The sequence below is a fragment of the Pseudomonas sp. GWSMS-1 genome (genome assembly GCF_049847425.1).
GTDB lineage: Bacteria > Pseudomonadota > Gammaproteobacteria > Pseudomonadales > Pseudomonadaceae > Aquipseudomonas.
This window is the reverse complement of record NZ_JBMHHV010000005.1, coordinates 2,411,426-2,432,587: the sequence shown is the minus strand read 5'-3', so window position 1 is coordinate 2,432,587 and position 21,162 is coordinate 2,411,426. Positions and strand designations below refer to the sequence as shown.

18 protein-coding genes and 2 pseudogenes are annotated in these 21,162 nt (G+C 57.3%); all 20 read left to right on the top strand.

Annotation, left to right across the window (positions count from 1 at the left end; translation table 11 throughout):
- The first annotated feature begins 190 nt into the window (after positions 1-190).
- The 20 genes and pseudogenes from flgB to ACEPAJ_RS14935 all read left to right on the top strand — a co-directional run bounded on the left by flgB (position 191) and on the right by ACEPAJ_RS14935 (position 21,162).
- Positions 191-598, top strand: coding sequence for a flagellar basal body rod protein FlgB (gene flgB / locus ACEPAJ_RS15030; RefSeq protein WP_425915782.1), 408 nt, complete (start codon positions 191-193; stop codon positions 596-598).
- A 15-nt stretch (positions 599-613) separates the two neighbouring features.
- Entirely contained in the window at positions 614-1,057 is a 444-nt protein-coding gene (flgC, locus tag ACEPAJ_RS15025; RefSeq protein ID WP_425915780.1) for a flagellar basal body rod protein FlgC, read from the top strand.
- Between the two features lie 25 nt (positions 1,058-1,082).
- A complete protein-coding gene (gene flgD, locus ACEPAJ_RS15020) occupies positions 1,083-1,751 on the top strand; it encodes a flagellar hook assembly protein FlgD (protein WP_425915778.1) in 669 nt (222 codons plus the stop codon).
- 43 nt (positions 1,752-1,794) lie between these two features.
- A complete protein-coding gene (flgE, locus tag ACEPAJ_RS15015) occupies positions 1,795-3,117 on the top strand; it encodes a flagellar hook protein FlgE (RefSeq protein ID WP_425915776.1) in 1,323 nt (440 codons plus the stop codon).
- Between the two features lie 205 nt (positions 3,118-3,322).
- A complete protein-coding gene (locus ACEPAJ_RS15010; protein WP_425915774.1) occupies positions 3,323-4,063 on the top strand; it encodes a flagellar basal body rod protein FlgF in 741 nt (246 codons plus the stop codon).
- A 46-nt stretch (positions 4,064-4,109) separates the two neighbouring features.
- Positions 4,110-4,895: a flagellar basal-body rod protein FlgG gene (flgG, locus tag ACEPAJ_RS15005; protein WP_425915772.1), complete on the top strand. Its 786-nt coding sequence runs from the start codon at positions 4,110-4,112 to the stop codon at positions 4,893-4,895.
- Positions 4,896-5,018: 123 nt separating this feature from the next.
- Positions 5,019-5,738 carry a flagellar basal body L-ring protein FlgH gene (gene flgH, locus ACEPAJ_RS15000; RefSeq protein ID WP_274088299.1) on the top strand — a complete coding sequence of 240 codons (720 nt, stop codon included), beginning with the start codon at positions 5,019-5,021 and terminating at the stop codon, positions 5,736-5,738.
- A gap of 11 nt (positions 5,739-5,749) precedes the next feature.
- Entirely contained in the window at positions 5,750-6,853 is a 1,104-nt protein-coding gene (locus ACEPAJ_RS14995; RefSeq protein WP_425915770.1) for a flagellar basal body P-ring protein FlgI, read from the top strand.
- 14 nt (positions 6,854-6,867) lie between these two features.
- Positions 6,868-8,040 (top strand): flagellar assembly peptidoglycan hydrolase FlgJ, encoded by a 1,173-nt coding sequence (gene flgJ / locus ACEPAJ_RS14990; RefSeq protein ID WP_425915768.1) that lies wholly within the window; start codon positions 6,868-6,870, stop codon positions 8,038-8,040.
- Between the two features lie 6 nt (positions 8,041-8,046).
- Positions 8,047-10,086, top strand: coding sequence for a flagellar hook-associated protein FlgK (flgK, locus tag ACEPAJ_RS14985; RefSeq protein ID WP_425915767.1), 2,040 nt, complete (start codon positions 8,047-8,049; stop codon positions 10,084-10,086).
- Between the two features lie 36 nt (positions 10,087-10,122).
- Positions 10,123-10,698, top strand: a pseudogene (gene flgL, locus ACEPAJ_RS14980) (flagellar hook-associated protein FlgL); the annotation flags it as partial.
- Positions 10,699-10,793: 95 nt separating this feature from the next.
- Entirely contained in the window at positions 10,794-11,795 is a 1,002-nt protein-coding gene (locus ACEPAJ_RS14975; RefSeq protein ID WP_425915765.1) for a hypothetical protein, read from the top strand.
- A gap of 340 nt (positions 11,796-12,135) precedes the next feature.
- Positions 12,136-12,906: a glucose-1-phosphate cytidylyltransferase gene (gene rfbF / locus ACEPAJ_RS14970; protein WP_425915763.1), complete on the top strand. Its 771-nt coding sequence runs from the start codon at positions 12,136-12,138 to the stop codon at positions 12,904-12,906.
- Positions 12,897-13,961: a CDP-glucose 4,6-dehydratase gene (gene rfbG / locus ACEPAJ_RS14965; protein ID WP_425915761.1), complete on the top strand. Its 1,065-nt coding sequence runs from the start codon at positions 12,897-12,899 to the stop codon at positions 13,959-13,961. The genes rfbF and rfbG overlap by 10 nt, the downstream gene beginning before the upstream one ends.
- On the top strand, positions 13,958-15,283 hold the full coding sequence (gene rfbH, locus ACEPAJ_RS14960) for a lipopolysaccharide biosynthesis protein RfbH (RefSeq protein WP_425915759.1): 1,326 nt from the start codon (positions 13,958-13,960) through the stop codon (positions 15,281-15,283). Before rfbG ends, rfbH begins: the two co-directional genes overlap by 4 nt.
- Complete coding sequence (locus ACEPAJ_RS14955; RefSeq protein WP_425915757.1) at positions 15,283-15,975, top strand: sugar phosphate nucleotidyltransferase; 693 nt, start codon at positions 15,283-15,285, stop codon at positions 15,973-15,975. Before rfbH ends, ACEPAJ_RS14955 begins: the two co-directional genes overlap by 1 nt.
- The gene (locus tag ACEPAJ_RS14950; RefSeq protein WP_425915755.1) at positions 15,975-17,339 is read left to right on the top strand and encodes a CBS domain-containing protein; all 1,365 of its coding nucleotides are present in this window, start codon (positions 15,975-15,977) and stop codon (positions 17,337-17,339) included. Before ACEPAJ_RS14955 ends, ACEPAJ_RS14950 begins: the two co-directional genes overlap by 1 nt.
- A pseudogene (locus tag ACEPAJ_RS14945) lies at positions 17,318-18,072 on the top strand (N-acetylneuraminate synthase family protein); the annotation flags it as partial. The gene ACEPAJ_RS14950 and the pseudogene ACEPAJ_RS14945, both read left to right, overlap by 22 nt.
- A complete protein-coding gene (locus tag ACEPAJ_RS14940) occupies positions 18,046-19,230 on the top strand; it encodes a TIM barrel protein (RefSeq protein WP_425918055.1) in 1,185 nt (394 codons plus the stop codon). The pseudogene ACEPAJ_RS14945 and the gene ACEPAJ_RS14940, both read left to right, overlap by 27 nt.
- Positions 19,231-19,371: 141 nt before the next feature.
- On the top strand, positions 19,372-21,162 hold the full coding sequence (locus ACEPAJ_RS14935; RefSeq protein WP_425915753.1) for a thiamine pyrophosphate-binding protein: 1,791 nt from the start codon (positions 19,372-19,374) through the stop codon (positions 21,160-21,162).

Genomic DNA, 21,162 nt, shown 5'->3' with positions numbered 1-21,162 from the left:
TGGGCGGCAAAGGGCTGGGCGTGATTGCCGCTGGCATGCCCATGGGCGGAAAGCCTTTGCCGCTTTGCCGCCTATAACACCCTATTTATTGGTTAAATTATTGATAAGTAAGTAAAAAATAAAATGGCACAGCCTTTGCTTATGGTCATGCACGGAAAACAACAACGCCAATTGGCAAAGGTTTCTGACCATGAGCATCAGTTTCGATCGGGCACTCGGCATACATGAAAAGGCACTCGGCTTTCGCACTCAGCGTGCCGAGGTGTTGGCCAATAACATCGCCAACGCTGATACGCCTAACTACAAGGCGCGTGATCTGCAATTCGCCAACGTATTGGCGGAGCAAAGTGCCCAGAACCAGCGCGGCCCGGTCAGTCTGAATCGTACTAACAGCCAGCATATTCCTGCCGATGGTGTGATGGGCGGCGATGCCAGTCTGGAATACCGCAACTCGATGCATCCCTCGATTGATCAGAACACCGTAGACCTGCAGATCGAGCAATCCAACTACGCAGAGAACTCTGTGCAGTTCCAAGCCAGTTTCACCCTGCTCAACAGCAAATTCAAAGGGCTCGTCAGTGCCCTGCGCGGCGATTAATAGGAGCCTGAAGCTATGTCACTTTCCAGTGTTTTCAACATCGCCGGAATGGGTATGAGTGCCCAGAGTACTCGCCTGAATACCATTTCCAGCAACATTGCCAACGCAGAAACGGTCTCATCAAGTATTGATCAGACATATCGCGCGCGGCATCCAGTATTCGCCACCGTGTACCAGTCAGCGCAAGGCGGTGATCGGGGTTCGTTGTTTGCCGATCAGGACAATGCCGGTGCGGGCGTACAGGTATTGGGCGTGGTCGAGGACCAGAGCAGCCTGATGCCGCGCTATGAGCCGAACCATCCGGCGGCCGATGAGGGTGGCTACGTTTACTACCCCAACGTCAACGTGGTGGAAGAGATGGCCGACATGATTTCCGCCAGCCGGGCCTTCCAGACCAACACTGAAATGATGAACACCGCCAAGCAGATGATGCAGCGCGTATTGACCCTGGGTCAGTAAGCCAACGAATAAGGAGTGCAGAGTGATGAGTGTTGTTGGCGATGTCAGTGGTTCGGCGCTGGACCAATACCAGATCAAGCAAGGCAGCAGCCAGAATAAAGAGCTCGGGAAAAACGAGTTTCTCAACTTGCTGGTGGCTCAGTTGAATAACCAAAATCCGCTGGAGCCGCAAGGCAATGGCGAGTTTATCGCCCAGTTGGCGCAGTTCAGCCAGGTTGAGGGGATTGAGAAGCTCAATACCAGCATGGGCTCTTTGCTGAGCGGTTACCAGTCATCCCAGGCGCTGCAGGCTTCTTCGTTGGTCGGACGTAAGGTCATCGTGCCTACGGATAAGGCGGTGGTTGATACCAGTGAGAGCTTTAAGGCGAGCCTCGTTCTGCCAGCCAGCAGCAGTAACGTCTACGTCAATATCTATGACAAGGCCGGTGCTGCTGTGGGGCGGGTCAACCTCGGTGAGCAGGCGGCCGGCAATGTCAGCTTTATCTGGGATGGCAAAGACAGCAGCGGCAACCTTTTGCCGCCGGGTACCTACAAGTTTGAGGCGCAGGCTACTTATGCCGATGGGGCTAAAGGCCTATACACCATGCTACCGGCCAACGTTGACAGCGTGACGCTGGGTGGCAGCGAGTTGATGTTGAATCTGGCGGGGCTTGGCAGTGTGCCTATGTCGCAAGTACAGGTTATCGGTCAGTAACTAACAGGTTTAAGCCGCCGGCTGTCCGGCAGAGGAGTTTTCCATGGGTTTCAATATCGGTCTTAGTGGTTTGCGCGCCGCGACCAGTGACCTCAACGTAACCGGTAATAATATCGCCAACGCCGGTACTGCTGGGTTTAAACAGTCGCGTGCCGAATTTGCCGATGTGTATGCGGCGTCTGTGCTGGGCTCCGGTGCCAACCCGCAGGGCAGTGGTGTGCTGCTGGCCAGCGTGTCTCAGCTGTTTAACCAAGGCAATATCAACACCACGCAAAATGCCTTGGACCTAGCAATCAATGGCGCTGGTTTTTTCCAGACCAGCAATAACGGCGAAATCAACTACACCCGTGCCGGTTACTTTGGGACGGATCGCGACGGCTTTATGGTCAATAATTTCGGCTATAAGCTGCAAGGCTATGCGGTGGATGCCAACAATAACCTGCAGAATGGCGTGGTTACCGATTTGCAAATCCAGTCGGCCAGTCAGGCGCCGTTGCCGACCAGTAATCTGGATCAGGTCTTTAACCTCAATTCGACCAATACCGTGCCGACCACGGTGCCGTTCGATCCTGCGGACCCGACGTCTTACAACTCGTCGACCTCGACCAATATCTACGATAGCCAGGGTAACTCCCACGTTTTTACTCAGTACTTCCTTAAGACCGGGCCGAATACCTGGCAAATGAATGTGCTGATCGATGGGCGCAACCCGGATGATCCGGCGTTGACCACGCCATCTTCGGTCGATCTGCAGTTCACCACGGCGGGTCAGTTGGATGTTCCCGCTTTGATTGCCTCAGCGCCCACCGGTTTTGCCGTAGAGTCTGATGGCACTATCAGTCTTACCACCTGGGTGCCTGCTGCTCCCGATAGTTCGGTGCCGCCGGTATGGTCTGGTAACGGTGCGGACCCCGCACCTCTTCCCGCAGGGATGAATATCGATCTGCGCCAGGCGACTCAATTCGCTAGTACCTTTGCGGTCAGTAGCGTCAGTCAGAATGGCTACACCACGGGTCAGTTGGCTGGGTTGGAGATTGACGATGCCGGGGTGATTTTCGCGCGTTATACCAATGGACAGTCAAACATTCAGGGTCAGGTGATCTTGGCTAATTTTGCTAACGTACAGGGTTTGACTCCTGTCGGAAAAACCGCTTGGGCGCAGTCCTTTGCCTCGGGCGAGCCGGTTGTTGGTACCCCACGCAGCGGCACTCTGGGTGCTTTGCAGTCCGGCGCACTGGAAGACTCCAACGTTGAGCTGTCCGATCAGCTGGTTAACCTGATCGTGGCGCAGCGCAACTACCAGGCCAACGCGAAAACCATCGAAACCGAAAGCGCGATCACCCAAACCATTATCAACCTACGTTGATAATGGCTGCCTGCGGCAGGCAAGTGCTTGTCGCCGGCGGCAAAAATACGCCGCCGCGGTTTTTAAAAGGCTCCCTTATGGAGCCTTTTTGTTTTTAAAATCGATATTTATCAATGGCTTATGAATATTTTCCGGATGCTGGCATAGGCATTGCTTTATACCTTGTATAGAGCAGCGGGCGACACGCCCAACTCGGAGAATAACCATGGACAAGATGCTGTACGTTTCCATGACTGGCGCCCATAACAACACCCTGGCCCAGCGTGCCCACGCCAACAACCTGGCAAACATCACCACCAATGGTTTTCGCCGGGATTTTGAACAGGCGCGTTCCATGCCGATTTTTGGTGACGGTTTACCGTCGCGGGTCTACGCCATGAGTGAGCGTCCCGGTACCGACTTCACCCCGGGCTCGTTGCAGGAAACCGGGCGTGATCTGGATGTGGCAGTGGGCGGCAAAGGCTGGCTAGCAGTGCAGGCCCCCGATGGTACTGAGGCCTACGTGCGCACTGCCAGCTTGAACGTCGATGCCCTCGGTGTGCTGCGTACCGGCAACGGCTTGCCGGTGATGGGCAACGCCGGGCCGATTGCAGTCCCGCCTGAGCAGAAAATCGAAATCGGTAAAGACGGCACCATCAGTATTCGTGCCCTCGGTGAGGCGCCAAACGTGTTGGCTGAGGTTGACCGGCTAAAGCTAGTCAACCCAGATCTTAAACAGATGGAAAAGGGCACCGACGGCCTGATCCGCTTCAAGGGCCAAGGTCCTGTGCTGGCGGATGCCAATATGGAAATCACCTCGGGTTTTCTCGAGTCAAGCAACGTCAACGCCGTGGAGGAGATGACAGCGATCCTCTCTTTATCCCGCCAATTCGAGCTGCAAGTGAAGATGATGCGTACCGCCGAAGACAATTCGTCGGCTATGGCGCGCGTCTTGCAAATGACCTAATTATCAGCACGCGGCGTCGGTAAATCGACGCCCGAGGAGAATCGATATGCTTCCGGCACTGTGGGTCAGTAAGACGGGCCTTACCGCTCAGGACATGAACCTGACCACCATTTCCAACAACTTGGCCAACGTCTCGACCACCGGCTTTAAGCGTGATCGTGCCGAGTTTGAAGACCTGCTGTATCAAATCCGCCGTCAACCCGGCGGCCAGTCCAGCCAGGACAGCCAATTGCCCTCTGGTTTGCAGTTGGGTACCGGTGTGCGTGTCGTCGGCACGCAGAAAATTTTCACTGCCGGCAGCCTGCAAACCACCGAACAGCCGTTGGATATGGCGATCAATGGTCGCGGTTTCTTCCAGGTGTTGCTGCCTGACGGCACCGTTTCCTATAGCCGCGACGGTAGCTTTCACCTCAACTCCGATGGCCAGGTGGTGACCTCCAACGGTTACGCGCTGGAGCCCGCCATCGTACTGCCCAACGAAGTGCGCACGTTTACCGTGGGCGAAGACGGCACCGTGTCGGTGACTACGTCCGGCAACCCGCAGCCGCAGATCGTTGGCAACCTGCAGACCGCCGACTTTATCAACCCGGCGGGCCTGGAAGCGATCGGCAACAACCTGTTCCTGGAAACCGCTTCCAGCGGCGCGCCGCAGGTCGGTACACCGGGCTTGAATGGCCTGGGTACCACGCTGCAGAACACCCTGGAAAACTCCAACGTCAGTGTGGTCGAGGAACTGGTGAACATGATCACCACCCAGCGCGCCTATGAAATGAACTCCAAAGTCATTTCCACTGCGGATCAGATGCTTGGCTTTATTTCGCAGAACCTTTGATAGCTAAGGCCCGTTAGTCGCGTGACGGCTGGCGATGTCTTGAGCGCAATCAGTAAACGCTTGATCGGGTATTGCTGGCGAACGTTACACACGCCACCCCACGCAACGCATGAGGTAGTAAATATGAACCGGCTGATTATCATAAGTGCACTGCTTGGCCCTCTGGCTTTGAGCGGCTGCATGGCGCCCGCGCCTAAGCCGGACGACCCCTATTACGCACCGGTCATGCCGCGTACTCCACTGCCCGCCGCGCAGAACAATGGCTCGATTTATCAGGCAGGCTTTGAGAATGGTCTGTTCAGTGACCGCAAGGCTTATCGGGTCGGCGACATTATCACCATCACCCTGAACGAGCGCACCCAGGCCAGCAAGAACAGCAGCAGTCAGATCAGCAAAGACAGCTCGGCCAACCTGGGCGTACCTAATCTGTTCGGCATGGCCGTGTCGCCGAAAAACCCATTGGCCGGTATTGGCGCTTTGGGCATGACCAATGACAACCTGGGGCTGGATGCCAGCTTTGATGCCACGCGTTCGGCTGACGGCTCAGGTGCTGCGGGGCAGAGCAACAGCCTGACCGGCTCGATTACCGTATCGGTGGCCGAGGTGATGCCCAACGGTATTTTGCTGGTGCGCGGTGAAAAGTGGATGACTCTTAACACCGGCGATGAGCTGGTGCGGATTGCCGGTCTGGTGCGTGCCGATGACATCGCCACCGACAACACCGTGTCCTCGACCCGTATTGCCGATGCGCGCATCACTTACTCGGGTACCGGTGCCTTTGCCGATGCCTCGCAACCGGGCTGGATGAGCCGTTTCTTTCTTAGCCCAATGTGGCCGTTCTGAGGATGGCCAACATGACGCTTAGTAAATACCTGATTACCGCTGTCGCCCTGTTGCTGGCCTCTGTTGCTCAGGCCGAACGGCTCAAAGACCTGGCTAGCATCCAGGGCGTGCGTACGAACCAGCTGATCGGCTACGGCCTGGTTGTTGGGCTTAATGGCAGCGGCGACCAAACCACCCAGACGCCCTTCACCGTGCAAACCTTCAACAACATGATGGCGCAGTTTGGCATCAAGGTGCCGGCCGGCGGCAACGTACAGCTGAAGAACGTCGCGGCGGTATCGATCCATGCTGACCTGCCGGCGTTCGCCAAGCCTGGCCAGACCATCGACATCACCGTTTCTTCTATTGGTAACGCCAAGAGCCTGCGTGGCGGCAGCCTTCTGATGACGCCACTTAAAGGGATCGACGGTAACGTTTATGCCATCGCCCAGGGCAACCTGGTGGTCGGTGGTTTTGACGCCGAAGGCGGCGACGGCTCGCGTATCACCGTTAACGTGCCGTCGGCGGGGCGCATTCCCGGTGGTGCAACGGTTGAGCGGCCAGTGCCGAGCGGTTTTGATCAGGGCAATAGCCTAACCCTCAACCTCAATCGCCCCGACTTCACCACCGCCAAGAATATTGTTGATCACATCAACGAGTTGCTCGGCCCAGGCGTCGCCCAAGCCGTCGATGGCGGCTCAATTCGCGTCAGCGCACCCCTTGATCCCGGTCAGCGGGTGGACTACCTGTCGATTCTGGAAAACCTCGAAGTCGAGGTCGGTCAGGCGGTGGCCAAGGTCATTATCAACTCGCGCACTGGCACCATTGTGATTGGCCAGAATGTTCGGGTGCAGCCCGCCGCCGTGACCCACGGCAGCCTGACTGTGACCATTACCGAAGATCCGATTGTCAGCCAGCCAGAAGCCCTTTCCGGCGGTCAGACGGCCGTGGTGCCTCGCTCCAAGGTCAATGCTGATCAGGAGCTAAAACCCATGTTCAAGTTCGGTCCTGGGACCACGCTGGATGAAATCGTCCGCGCGGTGAATCAGGTTGGCGCGTCGCCTTCCGACCTAATGGCCATCCTGGAGGCGCTCAAGCAAGCCGGCGCTCTGCAGGCTGACCTGATTGTGATTTAAGAGGAGGGCAGGCTATGGACTCTCAACTCTCAGCGGGTTTGCTTGGCGGTCAAAGCACCGTAGACAGCGGTGCCTACAACGACTTGGGCCGTTTGCAGCAGTTCAAGGTTGGTGGCGACAGCGAAAAGAACATCAAGAAAGTCGCTCAAGAATTTGAGTCGCTGTTTCTCAATGAAATGCTCAAAGCCATGCGCTCGGCCAACGAGGCGTTCGGTGAAGGTAACTTCATGAACAGCAATGAGAGCAAAACCTACCAAGACATGCACGACCAGCAGCTGTCGGTCACCTTGTCCAACCACCAGAACGGTATTGGCCTGGCCGATGTGCTGGTGCGGCAGATGTCGCAAATCAAAGCCGCCGACACCCGCCCCAACCCCTTTGCCCAAGTCAATGAGCCGGTGCCAAGCGCGCCGAGCAAACCACTGGCTAACGTCGAGAGCAGCCGTGATGACAGCTCGCTGCTCAACCAGCGGCGTTTGTCGCTGCCGGGCAAACTTACCGACCGTTTGCTCGCCGGCATCGTGCCGCCCACGGCGGCTGCCGATAGCCAGCCGCTGGCGCAGAACAACTGGATCCCGGCTAAAGCCTTCGCCGCGCCCGCCGATACTGCGCAGGGCTTGAGCGGTACGGACGCCATCACCGGTCGCCGCATTGCCCAGCCGCCACTGGCACCGAGCAAGGCCGCGTTTGGTTCGAAAGATGAATTTATTGCGGCCATGTTGCCGATGGCCGAACAGGCCGCTGACAAGATTGGCGTCGATCCGCGCTATCTCGTGGCTCAGGCCGCGTTGGAAACCGGCTGGGGCAAGTCAATTATTCGTCAGCAGGACGGTTCCAGCAGCCACAACCTGTTTGGCATCAAAACCCACAACACCTGGGAAGGCGACTCGGCGCGCGTGTTGACCACTGAATTCAAGGGCGGCAAGGCGGTTAAAGAAGCGGCGACCTTCCGCGCCTACGAATCCTACGCCCACAGCTTTGACGATTACGTGAGCTTCCTGCAGGGCAACGGCCGTTACGAGAAGGCCCTGGCCACCACCGACAAGCCTGAGCAATTCGCCCGCGAGTTGCAGAAAGCCGGCTACGCCACAGACCCGCAATACGCTCGCAAGATCGCTCAGATTGCCCGGCAAATGCAGACCTATCAAACAGTCGCGGCCGTTAGTACGCCGTCCACTAGCGGATGATGAATCATGGCTGACTTACTCAACATTGGCCTGTCCGGGCTGTCGGCGAACAAGACTTCGCTGGCAGTCACCGGCCACAACATCACTAACGTCAACACGCCGGGCTTCTCGCGCCAGGAGACGATCCAGGCTACGCGCGTTCCGCAGTTTAGCGGTGCCGGCTATATCGGCTCGGGTACCACGCTGGTTGATGTGCGGCGCATCTATAACGAATTTCTCAATACCCAGGTGCGTAGCAGTACGGCGCTCAACAGTGATACTCAGAGCTATCTGGGACAGATCAATCAGCTCGACTCGTTGCTGGCTGGCAGCACCACAGGGGTAAACCCTGGGTTGCAGAAAGTCTTCGCTGCACTGCAAACCGCCGCCGAAGACCCGGCCAATATTCCTGCTCGGCAGCTGGCATTGTCCGAAGCCGAGGGCTTGGCCAAGCGCTTTAATACTGTGTATGACCGTTTGTATGAACAGAACGCCTTTATCAACAAACAGTTGTCGGCGGTGACCGATCAGGTCAACCAGCTCGCCGGATCGATTGCCGGTTACAACGAGGCTATTGCGGTGGCTGCGTCCAACGGCCAGCAGCCCAACGACCTGCTTGATGCTCGCGAAGAAGCGGTGCGTAAGTTGTCGACCTTTATTGGTGTGACGGTCGTCCCCCAGGATGACAACAGCTACAACCTGTTTGTGGGGTCAGGTCAGCCCCTGGTGGTGGGTAGCCAGGCCTCGCGTCTGGAGGTGGTGCCGGGCTTGTCCGACCCGCTGCGTAGTGAGGTGCAGTTTGTCAGCGGCAACTCGCGCCAAGGCATTACCTCGCTGATTACCGGCGGCGAGATGGGCGGGCTCATTCGCTACCGCGAAGATGTGCTAGATACTACGTTGAATGCTGTTGGCCGTTTGGCCCTGTCGGTTACCGATCAGGTCAATCGTCAGCTGGGGCAGGGTCTAGATCTTAATGGCCAGTTCGGAAATGGCCTCTTTCGCGAGCTGAATGACCCGCTGCTGATTGGTCAGCGCAGCCTGGCACGTGTCGGTAACAGCGACACTACCGCCAACCTCAATGTACTGATCGAAGACACCACGCAACTGACCACCAGCGATTATGAAGTTGAGTTCACCAACGCCACAGACTACACCGTGCGACGTGTTAGTGACGGCACCAGCTTTGGTCCGTTCGACATCACCGTAGTGCCGGCTGCAGAGTTCGATGGCATCTCGCTGAATGTTGCCAGTGGCACTTTTGCCGCCGGTGACCGCTTTCGGGTGATGCCAACGCGTAATGCTGGCGAGTATATCCGTGCGGATATGAAACGCCCTGAAGAGCTGGCCTTTGCCGCGCCGCTGAAATCGCAGACCAGCCCGGCGAATATCGGCACCGGGGTGATCAGTCAGCCAACCCTGCAGACTGAAATCGATATCTATGACCCAGTGGCTCAGGCCGATCTGGAAACCAGTCTGCGCAATGCACCGCCGCTGCGTATCGTCATGGGCGCCGGCGGCGGGGCCACTCAGGGTTATGACGTTGTAGATATAAACGGCAACGTGATCGATACCGGGGTGATTGTCCCAGGGCAGAACAATTCCCTGACCATCACAGTGCCGGCGACAGCCGGTCCACCTGCTGTGCCGGCACCGTTCGATTATGAAGTGACCATCAGTGGTCGGCCGCAGGAAGGTGATAATTTTTCGGTTTCTTTCAATACCGATGGGGTGTCCGATAACCGCAACGCCCTGAAGCTGATCGATCTGCAAAACCGCACGACTATTGGTATCAACCCACTAGCGCCGGCGACCACTGGTTCAAGCTTTACCGATGCCTACGGCGATCTAGTAGAGCGGGTTGGCACCCTGACCAGCCAGGCGCGGGTCGATGGTGAGGCCACCGGCGCTATTCTCAAGCAGGCCACCGATAACCGTGATTCGATTTCGGCGGTCAATCTGGATGAGGAAGCGGCCAAATTGATTCAGTTCGAACAGTACTACCAGGCGTCGGCACAGATCATTCAAGTTGCCCGCAGCCTGTTCGATACACTGATTAATACGTTCTGACGCGCCGTCTAGAACTTCGAGGTTAGTTTTATGGTGATGCGCATCTCTTCGATCCAGGCCTTCAATAACGGTGTCAGTGGCCTTGGGCGCAATTATTCCAACCTGATCCGCACTCAGGAGCAGATCAGCAGTGGTAACCGTATTCTTACGCCGGCCGATGACCCGGTAGCATCGGTGCGTCTGCTACAGCTCGAACAGCAGCAGGCAATATTGGGCCAATACAAGGAAAACCTCACCGCTGCGAAGAACAGCCTTACGCAGGAAGAAACCACCATCACCTCGGTGGTCAACGTATTGCAGCGTATACGCGAGCTGGCGGTGCAGGCGGGTGGCGGTGCGTTGTCAGCCGATGACCGTAAATCGATTGCCAAGGAGTTGAGCGAGCGTGAGGGTGAGTTGCTTAATCTCATGAACAGTCGCAACGCCCGTGGTGAGTACCTGTTCAGTGGTTTTCTCGGTAAAACCGAACCTTTTCTGCGTAACCCCGACGGCACTTATTCCTATCAGGGCGATGAAGGGCAGCGCAGCCTGCAGGTAGCTGGCTCGAGTAACGTGGCGATCAACGATAACGGCAAGCGGCTGTTTGAAGACGTGGCCAACGCCAATCGAATTGTAAATGGGCTTGGCGTGAATAATCCTGCATTGCCTACCCCCCTTTACCTGCCACAACCATTCCGGCGCTGCCGACGGCTGATCAGCGGGTATTTATGTCGCCCGGCCTGGTGCAGGACAGTCAGGCTTTTAACAGTGATTTCCGCGCAGGCGAGCCGTATTCGCTGGCCTTCGTCAGCGGTACTGAGTTTCGTATCTATGACAGCGCCGGTGCTGACGTAACGTCTGAAATACCGGGCGGAGGAGCGATTGATCCTCTGGTCGGCGGCGGCAATGCCATCAATTTCCGAGGCATGCGTTTCCAGTTGGATGTGGTGCTGCAGCCAGGGGACAATGAACTGGACTTGGATAATCTATTGGCGGATACCGCTACTGCTGGAACGCCAGGCATCAATACCCATAGCTTCACATTGCAATCTGCACCTACAGACTTTGCCGTCAACCGTTCATCAACCAACAACTCGGCTGCAATCGTCGCTCCGGCAGGCATTAGCAACCAGGCAACCTTTGACAGTCAGTTTCCAACGTCTGGGGTGGTCCTGCGCTTTACCGACGACACCAACTACGAGGTCTATTCCCAGCCAGTGGGCCCGGGTAGTCCAGTGCTCACCACTGGCACAGTGGTTGCGCCTTACCCGGCAACCTTCAGTGTGTTCGGGGCTGACTTCACCCTGTCGGCGCCGGCTGCGGTTACCGGTGGCGATGAGTTCGGCGTGCAGCCGCAGTTTCAGGAGCAGCGCAGCATTCTCAACACCATCAGCCGACTGCGTCAGTCGCTGGAATCATCACCGACCTCTCCGGCCGGTAACCTCGGTGTGCGTAATGAAGTGGCGATCGCCCTGACCAACCTGGACAGCGGTATGGGCAAGGTGCTGGAAGTGCAGACGGAAATTGGCGCCCGGATGAACCTGATCGAAACCACCGAAGTTGATAACGAAGACGTCACCTTGGTCAACAAGGCCGTGCAGGCTGATCTACGTGAGTTGGATTACGCTGAAGCGCTTTCACGCCTGTCATTTCAAACCATCATTCTTGAAGCCGCGCAGCAGAGCTATGTAAAGATCGCCGGGTTGAATCTGTTTAATCAGTTGCGCTGACGCTCTTTGAGTGTTGCCGTGTAGCCAGTCTTAGGACTGAACGGATGGGCATCTACTCTGTTCATTGCTTTATGCGAAACCCCAGCTTGCTGGGGTTTCGCGTTTCTGGCGAATGGGTGGGACTAACTAGCTAATCTTTGCCGTAACGTTGGGTCGAAAGATGCGAGTCAGATTTTTATCTGGCTGTGGCGTTGCCGCTGTTTAATCAAACCTGGTTGGCCAAGGTTTTGCATAATCGGTAGTAGACTGGGTAATGTGCTGTTTTATTGGCAGTTTCCAATACTGCTAGGATTTTGGCCTGCAGGTATTTCTCATTGATGCCCTGTTTGAGGTTTGACATATGAAGGCAGTGATTTTGGCTGGCGGTTTGGGTACTCGCATCAGCGAGGAATCCCACCTCAAGCCAAAGCCCATGATCGAGATCGGCGGTAAGCCGATCATTTGGCACATCATGAAAATCTACTCCCACTATGGCATCAATGATTTCTTGATTTGTCTGGGCTACAAGGGCTATGTGATCAAGGAGTACTTTGCCAACTACTTCCTGCATATGTCGGATGTCACATTCGATATGGCTGAGAACCGTATGCATATCCATCAACGTCATGCTGAACCGTGGCGCGTGACCTTGGTTGATACAGGCGAGGCCACTGGTACTGGTGGGCGTCTTAAGCGCGTGCGTGATTACCTAGGCGATGAAACCTTCTGTTTTACCTATGGCGATGGCGTCTCTGATATTGATATTCCCGCCCTAATTGCTTTCCACAAGCAGCACGGCAAGTTGGCCACTGTTACCGCAGTGCAGCCACCGGGGCGCTACGGTGCTCTTGATGTGCAAGGGCAGGTGGTTAGCGGTTTTCAGGAAAAACCACTCGGCGATGGTGGGTGGATCAATGGCGGTTTTTTTGTGCTTGAGCCTGCCGTGATCGATTACATCGAGAATGACACCACGACCTGGGAGTTTGAGCCCATGCGCGCGCTGGCCAGCGAGGGGCAGTTGATGAGTCATCTGCACCTTGGCTTTTGGCAACCAATGGACACTTTGCGTGATCGGGTGTTGCTGGAAGAACGCTGGAAAAGCGGCGAGGCGGAGTGGCAGTTATGGCGGTGAACCCGGTTTTCTGGAAAGGACGCAAGGTTCTGTTGACTGGGCATAGCGGTTTCAAAGGCGGTTGGCTGGCGTTGTGGTTGCGTCAGCTCGGGGCTGAGCTGCGTGGTTTTGCCTTGCCGCCTGCCACTACTCCGTCGTTGTGGCAGGCGGCACAACTTGATCAGCAGATCACCGGTGAGTTCGCTGATATTCGCGACGCTGCCAGATTGAGTGCAGCTGTGCAGGCATTTCAGCCTGAACTGGTTCTGCACCTGGCTGCTCAGCCGCTGGTACGTGAATCCTACCGAGCTCCTGCGGAGACTTACGCCACCAATGTCATGGGTACAGTGAATCTGCTTGAGGCTGTTCGCTCTACCGATTTTGTGCGCGCCGTGCTGGTGGTGACCACTGACAAGTGCTACGAGAACCACGAGTGGCCGTGGCCTTATCGGGAGCAAGATGCTCTCGGAGGCTTTGACCCTTACAGCAGCAGCAAGGCATGCGTCGAATTGCTTTGCGCCAGTTACCGCGACTCCTTCCTCAGGGCTTCTGGTGTGGCGTTGGCAACCGCTCGTACGGGTAATGTACTGGGTGGTGGTGACTGGTCTCCGGAGCGCTTGATCCCCGATATATTTGGCGCCTGGCAGCAAGGGCGTGAAGTGGTTCTGCGCTATCCCCATGCGACTCGACCTTGGCAGCATGTACTTGATCCGCTGATGGGTTACTTGCAGCTGGCGCAGGGGCTGCTGACTGAGCCTGATCGTTATGCCGCTGCCTGGAATTTCGGACCTGACAGTGCTGGGCTGGCGACAGTCGAAGCGGTGGTGGGGCGTCTTGCTGAGCTCTGGCCAGGTCAGGCTCGCTGGTCTACTTCAAACGACGCCCAGCCGCATGAAGCGGGGTTGCTGGCGCTGGATTCCAGTAAGGCCCGACAGTTGCTGGGCTGGGCGCCACGCTGGTCACTGGACACTACTCTGAAGCGCACGCTGGACTGGCAGTTGGCTTGGCAGGACGGCCGTAATATGGAAGACGTTACCCGCGATCAGATCGCGGTTCACCAAGGCGAAATTCAATGAGTGACAGCACCGCGCAACAGCTGCGCCAACAAATTGCCGAGTTGGTCGGACGCTATGCCGAGCTGCAGATGGCGCCCAAGCCGTTTGTGGCTGGGCAAAGCTCGGTGCCGCCTTCGGGCAAGGTAATTGGTGCGGGCGAGTTGCAGTCAATGACCGAAGCGGTGTTGGATGGTTGGCTGACCACCGGGCGTTTCAACGAGGCGTTCGAGAAGCGTCTGGCCAAATATTTGGGGCGCCGCTGCGTCCTCACCACCAACTCGGGTTCATCGGCTAATCTGCTGGCATTCTCCGCGTTAACCTCGCCGCGTTTGGGTGATCGTGCGATCAAACCGGGCGACGAGGTAATTGGCGTCGCGGCGGGCTTCCCCACTACCGTCAACCCAATCCTGCAGTTTGGTGCGGTGCCGGTATTCGTGGATGTCGAGTTGCCGACATACAACATTGACCCGGCGAAGATTGAGGCGGCGATTGGCCCGAAAACCAAGGCCATCATGCTGGCTCATACCCTGGGCAATCCCTTCGATCTGAGTGTGGTTCGTGCAATATGCGACAAGTACGGCCTGTGGCTGATTGAGGACTGCTGTGATGCTCTAGGGGCGACCTATCAAGGTCGTATGGTCGGCACATTTGGTGACATCGGCACGCTCAGTTTCTACCCGGCGCACCACATAACCATGGGTGAGGGCGGCGCCGTATTTACCAATAATCCGGCGCTAAAGCGCATCATCGAGTCCTTCCGTGACTGGGGGCGAGACTGCTACTGCGCGCCAGGTGAGGACAACACCTGTGGCAAGCGTTTTTGTTGGCAGCTAGGTGAGCTTCCTGAAGGTTATGACCACAAGTACACCTACTCGCACCTGGGCTACAACCTCAAGATCACTGATATGCAAGCTGCCTGTGCGTTGGCGCAGATGGATCGTGTGGATGATTTTATCCGCGCCCGTAAGCGCAATTTTGCTTGGCTTAGTGAGCGCCTGAGTGGGTGTCAGGATTTTCTGATGCTGCCGCAGGCCACACCGGGGAGTGCCCCTTCCTGGTTTGGCTATCCCATGACCTTGCGCGATGGTTGCGGTATCCGCCGCGTTGAATTGCTGCGGTACCTGGATGCGCAGGGCGTCGGTACACGGTTGCTGTTTGCCGGTAACCTGGTGCGTCAGCCCTATATGCAAGGCCGCAACTTTAGGGTTTCAGGTGAGTTGTCGGTCACCGATAAAGTGATGCGCGATACCTTCTGGATTGGCGTATGGCCGGGTCTTGGCGAGGCACATCTGGAACACGCTGCGCGTTGTCTTGAGGTTTTCTTCGGCTTGAGGGCAGGCTGATGAATGCTTATATCCTCTGCGGTGGCTTTGGCACACGTCTGCGCAGTGTGATTGACGACACGCAGAAGGCCGTGGTGGATATTCACGGTCGTCCATTCCTGGCTCTGGTGCTGGCGCAATTGCGTGAAGCCGGTATCCGTCGCGGGGTGCTTTGTGCTCATTATCGCGCTGACCAGCTGGCTGCATTGCTACCTTCGTTGGAAGCTGAATCCGGTTTGTCGTTGCAGTTGGTGATTGAGGAAACCCCGCAGGGAACCGGTGGCGCGGTATTGAATGCCTTGTTTCATGTGCCACCAGAGGGGCGTTACTTGGTGCTAAACGCAGATACATTTCTTGATTCAGATGCTTATCGTCTCGCCCTGGACGCTGAGCACGAAATGCTAGTCGGGGTGCAGGTTGAGGATCGTTCGCGCTACGGCAGTCTGCGCTGTTCCGCACAAGGTGAAGTGCTTGGTTTCGAAGAGAAGGGCAAGTCTGGCCCTGGTTTGGTGAATGCGGGCGTTTATGGTTTTAGCGCCGGCGCATTAGAAGGGCTACCGATTATCAACTGCTCTATGGAACAGGACCTGCTGCCATCATTGATACGTCAGCACCGCTTGTATGTCCGTCAGTACACTGGGTTTTTTTTGGATATAGGGACACCAGACTCTCTGGATGCGTTCAAGTCTGATTTGCGCGGGAGTGCAATCTGATGAGTTTGCTGGTCAAGGAACTCACGATCGATATGCAACGAACCATTCTCGATGCCATTAAATGCATCGAGTCGGGCAATTTGCAGATTGCTTTTGTGCTCGCGGATAACATGCGTCTGTTGGGTGTTGTGACAAACGGTGATATACGCCGCTACCTGCTGCAGGGTGGTCTGACCGATCAGCCAGTGACGGCCTGCATGAACCGTGAGTTTCGCAGCGTGTCAGTCTCGACCCCGCGTGAAGATCTGTTGAAGGCGTTCGATCTTGGGCACAACGCTTTGCCTGTTCTGGATGACGAAGGACGCTTGGTCGATGTCTATACCCGGCAGATGGCCGCGAGTGCAGAAGTACCGGTACTGGCGCGTGCGCGCGCACCAGTACGGATGAGCTTCTGTGGCGGCGGAGCAGATCTGACGTATTTCTTTATTGACCACCCGGCGGCGGTTCTTAGTTGTACTGTAGGCCTCTATGCGCATGCGACTCTGGTGCCGCGCGATGATAGGCAGATTCATATCTACTCCGAAGATCTGGGCCGCGAAGAACACTTCCATTCTTTGCCGGCTCTTTTGTCGGCAGCCGAGAAGAGTTTGCTCGCAACTATCGTTTCGGTGATCAAGCCCAAGTACGGTTTTGATCTGTACCTGCGTTCAGACTTTCCAGTGGGGTCTGGGCTGGGAGGGTCTTCGGCAGCCACCATCGCCAGCATCGCGGCGTTCAATGAATTGCGCCAAGATCGTTGGAACACTTATGAGATTGCTGAACTCGCTTTCCAGGCTGAACGCCTGTGTTTCGGTATCGCTGGCGGCTGGCAGGATCAGTACGCTTCAGCCTTTGGCGGCTTTAATCTTATTGAGTTCGAAAACCAGCGCAATCTGGTTCATCCAATACGACTGGAAGAGGCCATCCGCAATGAGCTGGAGTCCTGTCTGGTGCTGTGTGATACAGGCATTTCCCATGACTCCGGGCGTTTGCATGAGTTGCAGCGCGAGGAGATAGAAGCGGAGTCTTCACAGACGGAGCTGCTTAGTGCCAGCGTAGCCCTGTGCCTGCGTATGCATCGTTACCTCATGCGCGGTGAGTTGCGTGACTTTGGGCTTTGCCTGGATGAAGCGTGGCAGTTGAAGAAGCGCTTCTCCTCAGCGATCAGCGATAGTCGTCTCGATGATATTTACGATGCGGCACTGGCTGCAGGCGCCTTAGGGGGCAAACTGCTCGGCGCCGGTGGCGGTGGCTTCTTCTTATTTTACGTACAGCCTCAGTATCGGCAGCGGGTAGTGCATGCAGTGCGTGCGCAGGGCTGTCAGACCCAGAACTTCCGCTTTGAATCCAGCGGCGTAACCTCATGGCGAACGAAAATCCAATGACTTCTATTTTTCTCGACGGTATCGCGCTGGGCGGTGACAGTGTCTTCGTGATTGCCGAGGCAGGCAACAATCACAATGGCTCGCTGGAGCTGGCCAAGCGCCTGGTGGATGCTGCGCTTGAGTCCGGTGCCGATTGCGTCAAGTTCCAGTTGCGCAACCGTGATGCGTTGTACCGGCGCAAGGCTGACGGATCGCGGGCTGAAGACCTTGGCGTGGAATATATTCAGGACCTGCTGGATAAGGTTGAGTTGGGCCTAGAACAACACCGCGAGGTGCGTGAGTACTGTAAGCAGAAGGGCATCATTTACTTGTGTACACCCTGGGATGAACCCAGTGTCGACGTGTTGGCGGATTTTGATGTCGCAGCGCTGAAGATCGCCTCGGCTGATCTGTGCAACCCCTACCTGATTGCCAAAGCCGCGAGTTTGGGCAAGCCCCTGATCCTTTCTACCGGCATGTCCTTTGAGCACGAAATCGTACGGGCCATTGAACAGTTGAATGCGCTGGGTACACCATTCGCGCTGCTGCATTGCAACAGCGCCTATCCTGCCCCGAGTCTGATATTCAGCTTGGTTACCTGCGTCGGCTGCAGGAGTTGCATGATCTGGTCGGTTACTCCGGTCACGAGCGCGGCATCGCCATTACGCTCGCGGCGGTGGCGCTGGGGGCCAAGCTGGTTGAACGTCATATCACCCTGGATCGCAGCATGGAGGGGCCTGACCATCTGGCCAGTCTCGAGCCACAGGAGTTCCGCCAGTTGGTTGAGGGTATCCGCCAGTTGGAGCTTGCGCTGCCGTGGCAAGGCCCTGATCGGCACGCCAGCCAGGGCGAACTGCTCAATCGCGAGAACCTCGGGAAAAGCGTTATCGCCGCCTGCAATATTGCCCGTGGCACCGTTCTCGACGAGTCCATGCTACGGGTTGCCAGTCCTGGCCAGGGCTTGCCGCCGTATCGGTTGCCAGAGTTGCTGGGCAAGCCGGCGACCCGCAATGTAGTTCAGGGCGATTTCTTCTTCGACAGCGACCTCGATGAGCAACAGGTCGAACAGAGACTGACCTTTGACCTGCCCATTCGTTGGGGCGTGCCTGTGCGCTATCACGATTTTTGCGATTACCGCCGGCGTATCGAGCCCGACCTCTACGAGTTCCACCTGTCCTATCGTGACCTCAGCCTGAAGCCGCAACCCTTTCTCAGCGAAGTGGCCTGCTCGCGTTTGGTGGTGCACGCGCCGGAGCTGTTCGAAAACAGCGAGTTGCTTGATCTGGTCGCCGACGATCCGGCTTATAGGCAGCGCTCGATCGACAATCTGCAGCGTGTGGTTGATGCAACCCTGCAGATTAGTGAGTTCTTCCCCAAGGCGGATGCTCGCCTGATCGTGGCCAACATCGGTGGTTTTTCCGCTGACGAGCCGCGCCCGCTGGCCATGCGCCCGGAACTCTACGAGCGCTTCCACGAGGCCTGCCGCCAGGTGGATTTCGCCGGCACTGAGCTGATTCCGCAGAACATGGCGCCGTTCCCCTGGCACTTCGGCGGCCAGCGTCACCAGAATATCTTCATGATGCCCGAGGAATTGGCCGCTCAGGCGCGCGACCGTGGTCTGCGCCTATGCCTGGACCTGTCGCACCTGCAGATGACCTGTTTCCACTTCGGCCTCGACTTCCAGCAAGCGCTGGCCCTGTTGCTGCCGCATTCCGCGCACCTACACGTGGCCGATGCCAAAGGCACCAACGGTGAGGGCGTGCTGATGGGCACCGGCGACATCGGCTGGCCGGCGACTTGGGCGCAGATTCGCCAGCACCCGCAGGTCAGCTTCATCCCCGAGGTTTGGCAAGGGCACAAGGACCACGGTGCAGGATTCTGGTCGGCTTTACGGTATTTGCAGTCGCTATGAGAAAGCTGGCCATGAGTGGTTCTTGTGCCCGGCAGTCGCCTTACGTCTTTCTGGACGGTGTTCTGCTGCCCGTAAGCCAGTTCAAGGCTCGGTCGCTTAATGTTTGTCTTCTTTTTCAATCCCGCTACGAGTAACGATTTCATGCGCGTCGCTGATTACATCTTCGAATTCATCTCCAGCCAGGGTGTCGGGCATGTGTTCTTCCTGCCGGGTGGCGGGGCCATGCACCTCAACAACGCCTTGCAGCGTCAACCACGGCTGACTGCAGTGAGCATGCTCCATGAGCAGGGCGCCGCGATCGCCGCCGAAGGCTATGCGCGTACCAGCGGTAAATTCGGTGCTTGCCTGGTCACTTCCGGCCCCGGCGCGACCAATGCCATTACCGGCCTGGCTGGTGCCTGGTTCGAGTCGACACCGGCGCTGTTCGTTTCCGGACAGGTCAAGCGTGCCGACCTCAAGGGAGATAGCGGCCTACGTCAGCTCGGCACCCAGGAGCTGGATATCGTCAGTGTGGTCACGCCACTGACCAAGTATGCAGTGTGCTTGCTCGATCCGCTGCGGGTGCGCTATGAGCTGGAGAAGGCGCTACACTTGATGCTCAGCGGGCGCAAGGGCCCGGTGTGGCTCGATGTGCCGCTGGACGTGCAGGCTACCGAGATCGCGCCGGAGCAGTTGGTCGGCTTTACCCCTGAAGCGGATGAACAGTCGCCAGTGCCGGACGAAGCCGCCGTGCACAGACTGGTGCAACGCCTGCGTCAGGCCAAGCGCCCTGTGCTGCTGGTGGGCAATGGCGTGCATGCTGCCTGGGGCGAAGCCGCCATGCGCGAGCTGATCGAGACGCTGGGACTGCCGACGCTGACCACCTGGATTGGCGCGGATCTGCTCGAATACGAACATCCGCTTTACGTCGGCCGCTGTGGCACTGTGGCGCAGCGTGGTGCCAATTTCAGCGTGCAGAACGCCGACCTGGTATTGGCCATCGGTTGCCGCATGGATTTTTCCATTACCGGCTTCAATCGCAGCCACTTCGCGCGTCAGGCCGAGATCGTGGTGGTGGACATTGATCCGGCGGAAATCGCCAAACTGGGCGACATGCCCGACGAGCGCTTCGTCTGCGATGCGCGCGCGTTCATGCAGCAACTTCTTGCCGCCAATGGTGTGCAGACGCTGGATTGCCAGAGCTGGCGCGAGCGTTGCCAGGCCTGGAAGGCTGCTTACCCAGTGGTACTGCCTGAGTACCGCAAGCCCAGCGACTACGTGAACACCTACGTGTTCAGCGAAGCCCTGTCCGAGGCCATGGCCGAGGGCGACCAGATCATCCCCGGCAGTTCCGGCGCCGCGTTGGACACCTTTTGGCTGTCGGTGCGCCTCAAGCGCGGTCAGCGCGCGGTGGCGACTGGTGGGCTGGGCTCAATGGGCTATGGCCTGCCGGCGTCCATCGGTGGCTGCCTGGGCAGTGGCAGCCGCCGCACCATCTCGGTGGATGGCGACGGCGGTTTCGTCATGAATATCCAGGAGCTGGAGGTGGTGCGCCGCCTGCGTCTGCCGATCAAATACTTCGTGCTCAACAACAACGGCTATGCCTCGATCCGCGCTTCGCAAGGTGGCTACTTCAAGCAGACCATCGGTTGCGACCCTGATTCTGGGCTGACCCTGCCGGACATCTCCGCCCTGGCTACTGCCTTCGGCCTGCCGGTGTGTCGTATCGATGGTAAGTCCGACCTGCGTCAGGCCATCGATGAGGCGCTGGCGCTGGAAGGCCCGGTACTGTGCGAGGTGATGGTCGAACCCGACCAGGCCATCGGCCCACGCATCACCTCGAAGATCGGCCAGAACGGCGCCATGGTATCCAGCCCGCTGGAAGACCTCTTCCCCTTCTTGGAGCGCGACGAGTTGCGCGCCAACATGCTGATTCCGCTGGTGGACAACTGA

Excerpts from the sequence above, each read along its gene's own strand:
- flgH (WP_274088299.1), top strand. The coding sequence starts at position 5,019 with ATGAACCGGCTGATTATCATAAGTGCACTGCTTGGCCCTCTGGCTTTG.
- ACEPAJ_RS14935 (WP_425915753.1), top strand. The coding sequence starts at position 19,372 with ATGCGCGTCGCTGATTACATCTTCGAATTCATCTCCAGCCAGGGTGTC.
- flgJ (WP_425915768.1), top strand. The coding sequence starts at position 6,868 with ATGGACTCTCAACTCTCAGCGGGTTTGCTTGGCGGTCAAAGCACCGTA.
- ACEPAJ_RS14940 (WP_425918055.1), top strand. The coding sequence starts at position 18,046 with ATGGAGGGGCCTGACCATCTGGCCAGTCTCGAGCCACAGGAGTTCCGC.
- flgC (WP_425915780.1), top strand. The coding sequence starts at position 614 with ATGTCACTTTCCAGTGTTTTCAACATCGCCGGAATGGGTATGAGTGCC.
- rfbG (WP_425915761.1), top strand. The coding sequence starts at position 12,897 with ATGGCGGTGAACCCGGTTTTCTGGAAAGGACGCAAGGTTCTGTTGACT.
- ACEPAJ_RS15010 (WP_425915774.1), top strand. The coding sequence starts at position 3,323 with ATGGACAAGATGCTGTACGTTTCCATGACTGGCGCCCATAACAACACC.
- flgE (WP_425915776.1), top strand. The coding sequence starts at position 1,795 with ATGGGTTTCAATATCGGTCTTAGTGGTTTGCGCGCCGCGACCAGTGAC.
- ACEPAJ_RS14950 (WP_425915755.1), top strand. The coding sequence starts at position 15,975 with ATGAGTTTGCTGGTCAAGGAACTCACGATCGATATGCAACGAACCATT.
- ACEPAJ_RS14995 (WP_425915770.1), top strand. The coding sequence starts at position 5,750 with ATGACGCTTAGTAAATACCTGATTACCGCTGTCGCCCTGTTGCTGGCC.
- rfbF (WP_425915763.1), top strand. The coding sequence starts at position 12,136 with ATGAAGGCAGTGATTTTGGCTGGCGGTTTGGGTACTCGCATCAGCGAG.
- ACEPAJ_RS14955 (WP_425915757.1), top strand. The coding sequence starts at position 15,283 with ATGAATGCTTATATCCTCTGCGGTGGCTTTGGCACACGTCTGCGCAGT.
- flgD (WP_425915778.1), top strand. The coding sequence starts at position 1,083 with ATGAGTGTTGTTGGCGATGTCAGTGGTTCGGCGCTGGACCAATACCAG.
- flgB (WP_425915782.1), top strand. The coding sequence starts at position 191 with ATGAGCATCAGTTTCGATCGGGCACTCGGCATACATGAAAAGGCACTC.
- flgG (WP_425915772.1), top strand. The coding sequence starts at position 4,110 with ATGCTTCCGGCACTGTGGGTCAGTAAGACGGGCCTTACCGCTCAGGAC.
- rfbH (WP_425915759.1), top strand. The coding sequence starts at position 13,958 with ATGAGTGACAGCACCGCGCAACAGCTGCGCCAACAAATTGCCGAGTTG.
- ACEPAJ_RS14975 (WP_425915765.1), top strand. The coding sequence starts at position 10,794 with ATGTCGCCCGGCCTGGTGCAGGACAGTCAGGCTTTTAACAGTGATTTC.
- flgK (WP_425915767.1), top strand. The coding sequence starts at position 8,047 with ATGGCTGACTTACTCAACATTGGCCTGTCCGGGCTGTCGGCGAACAAG.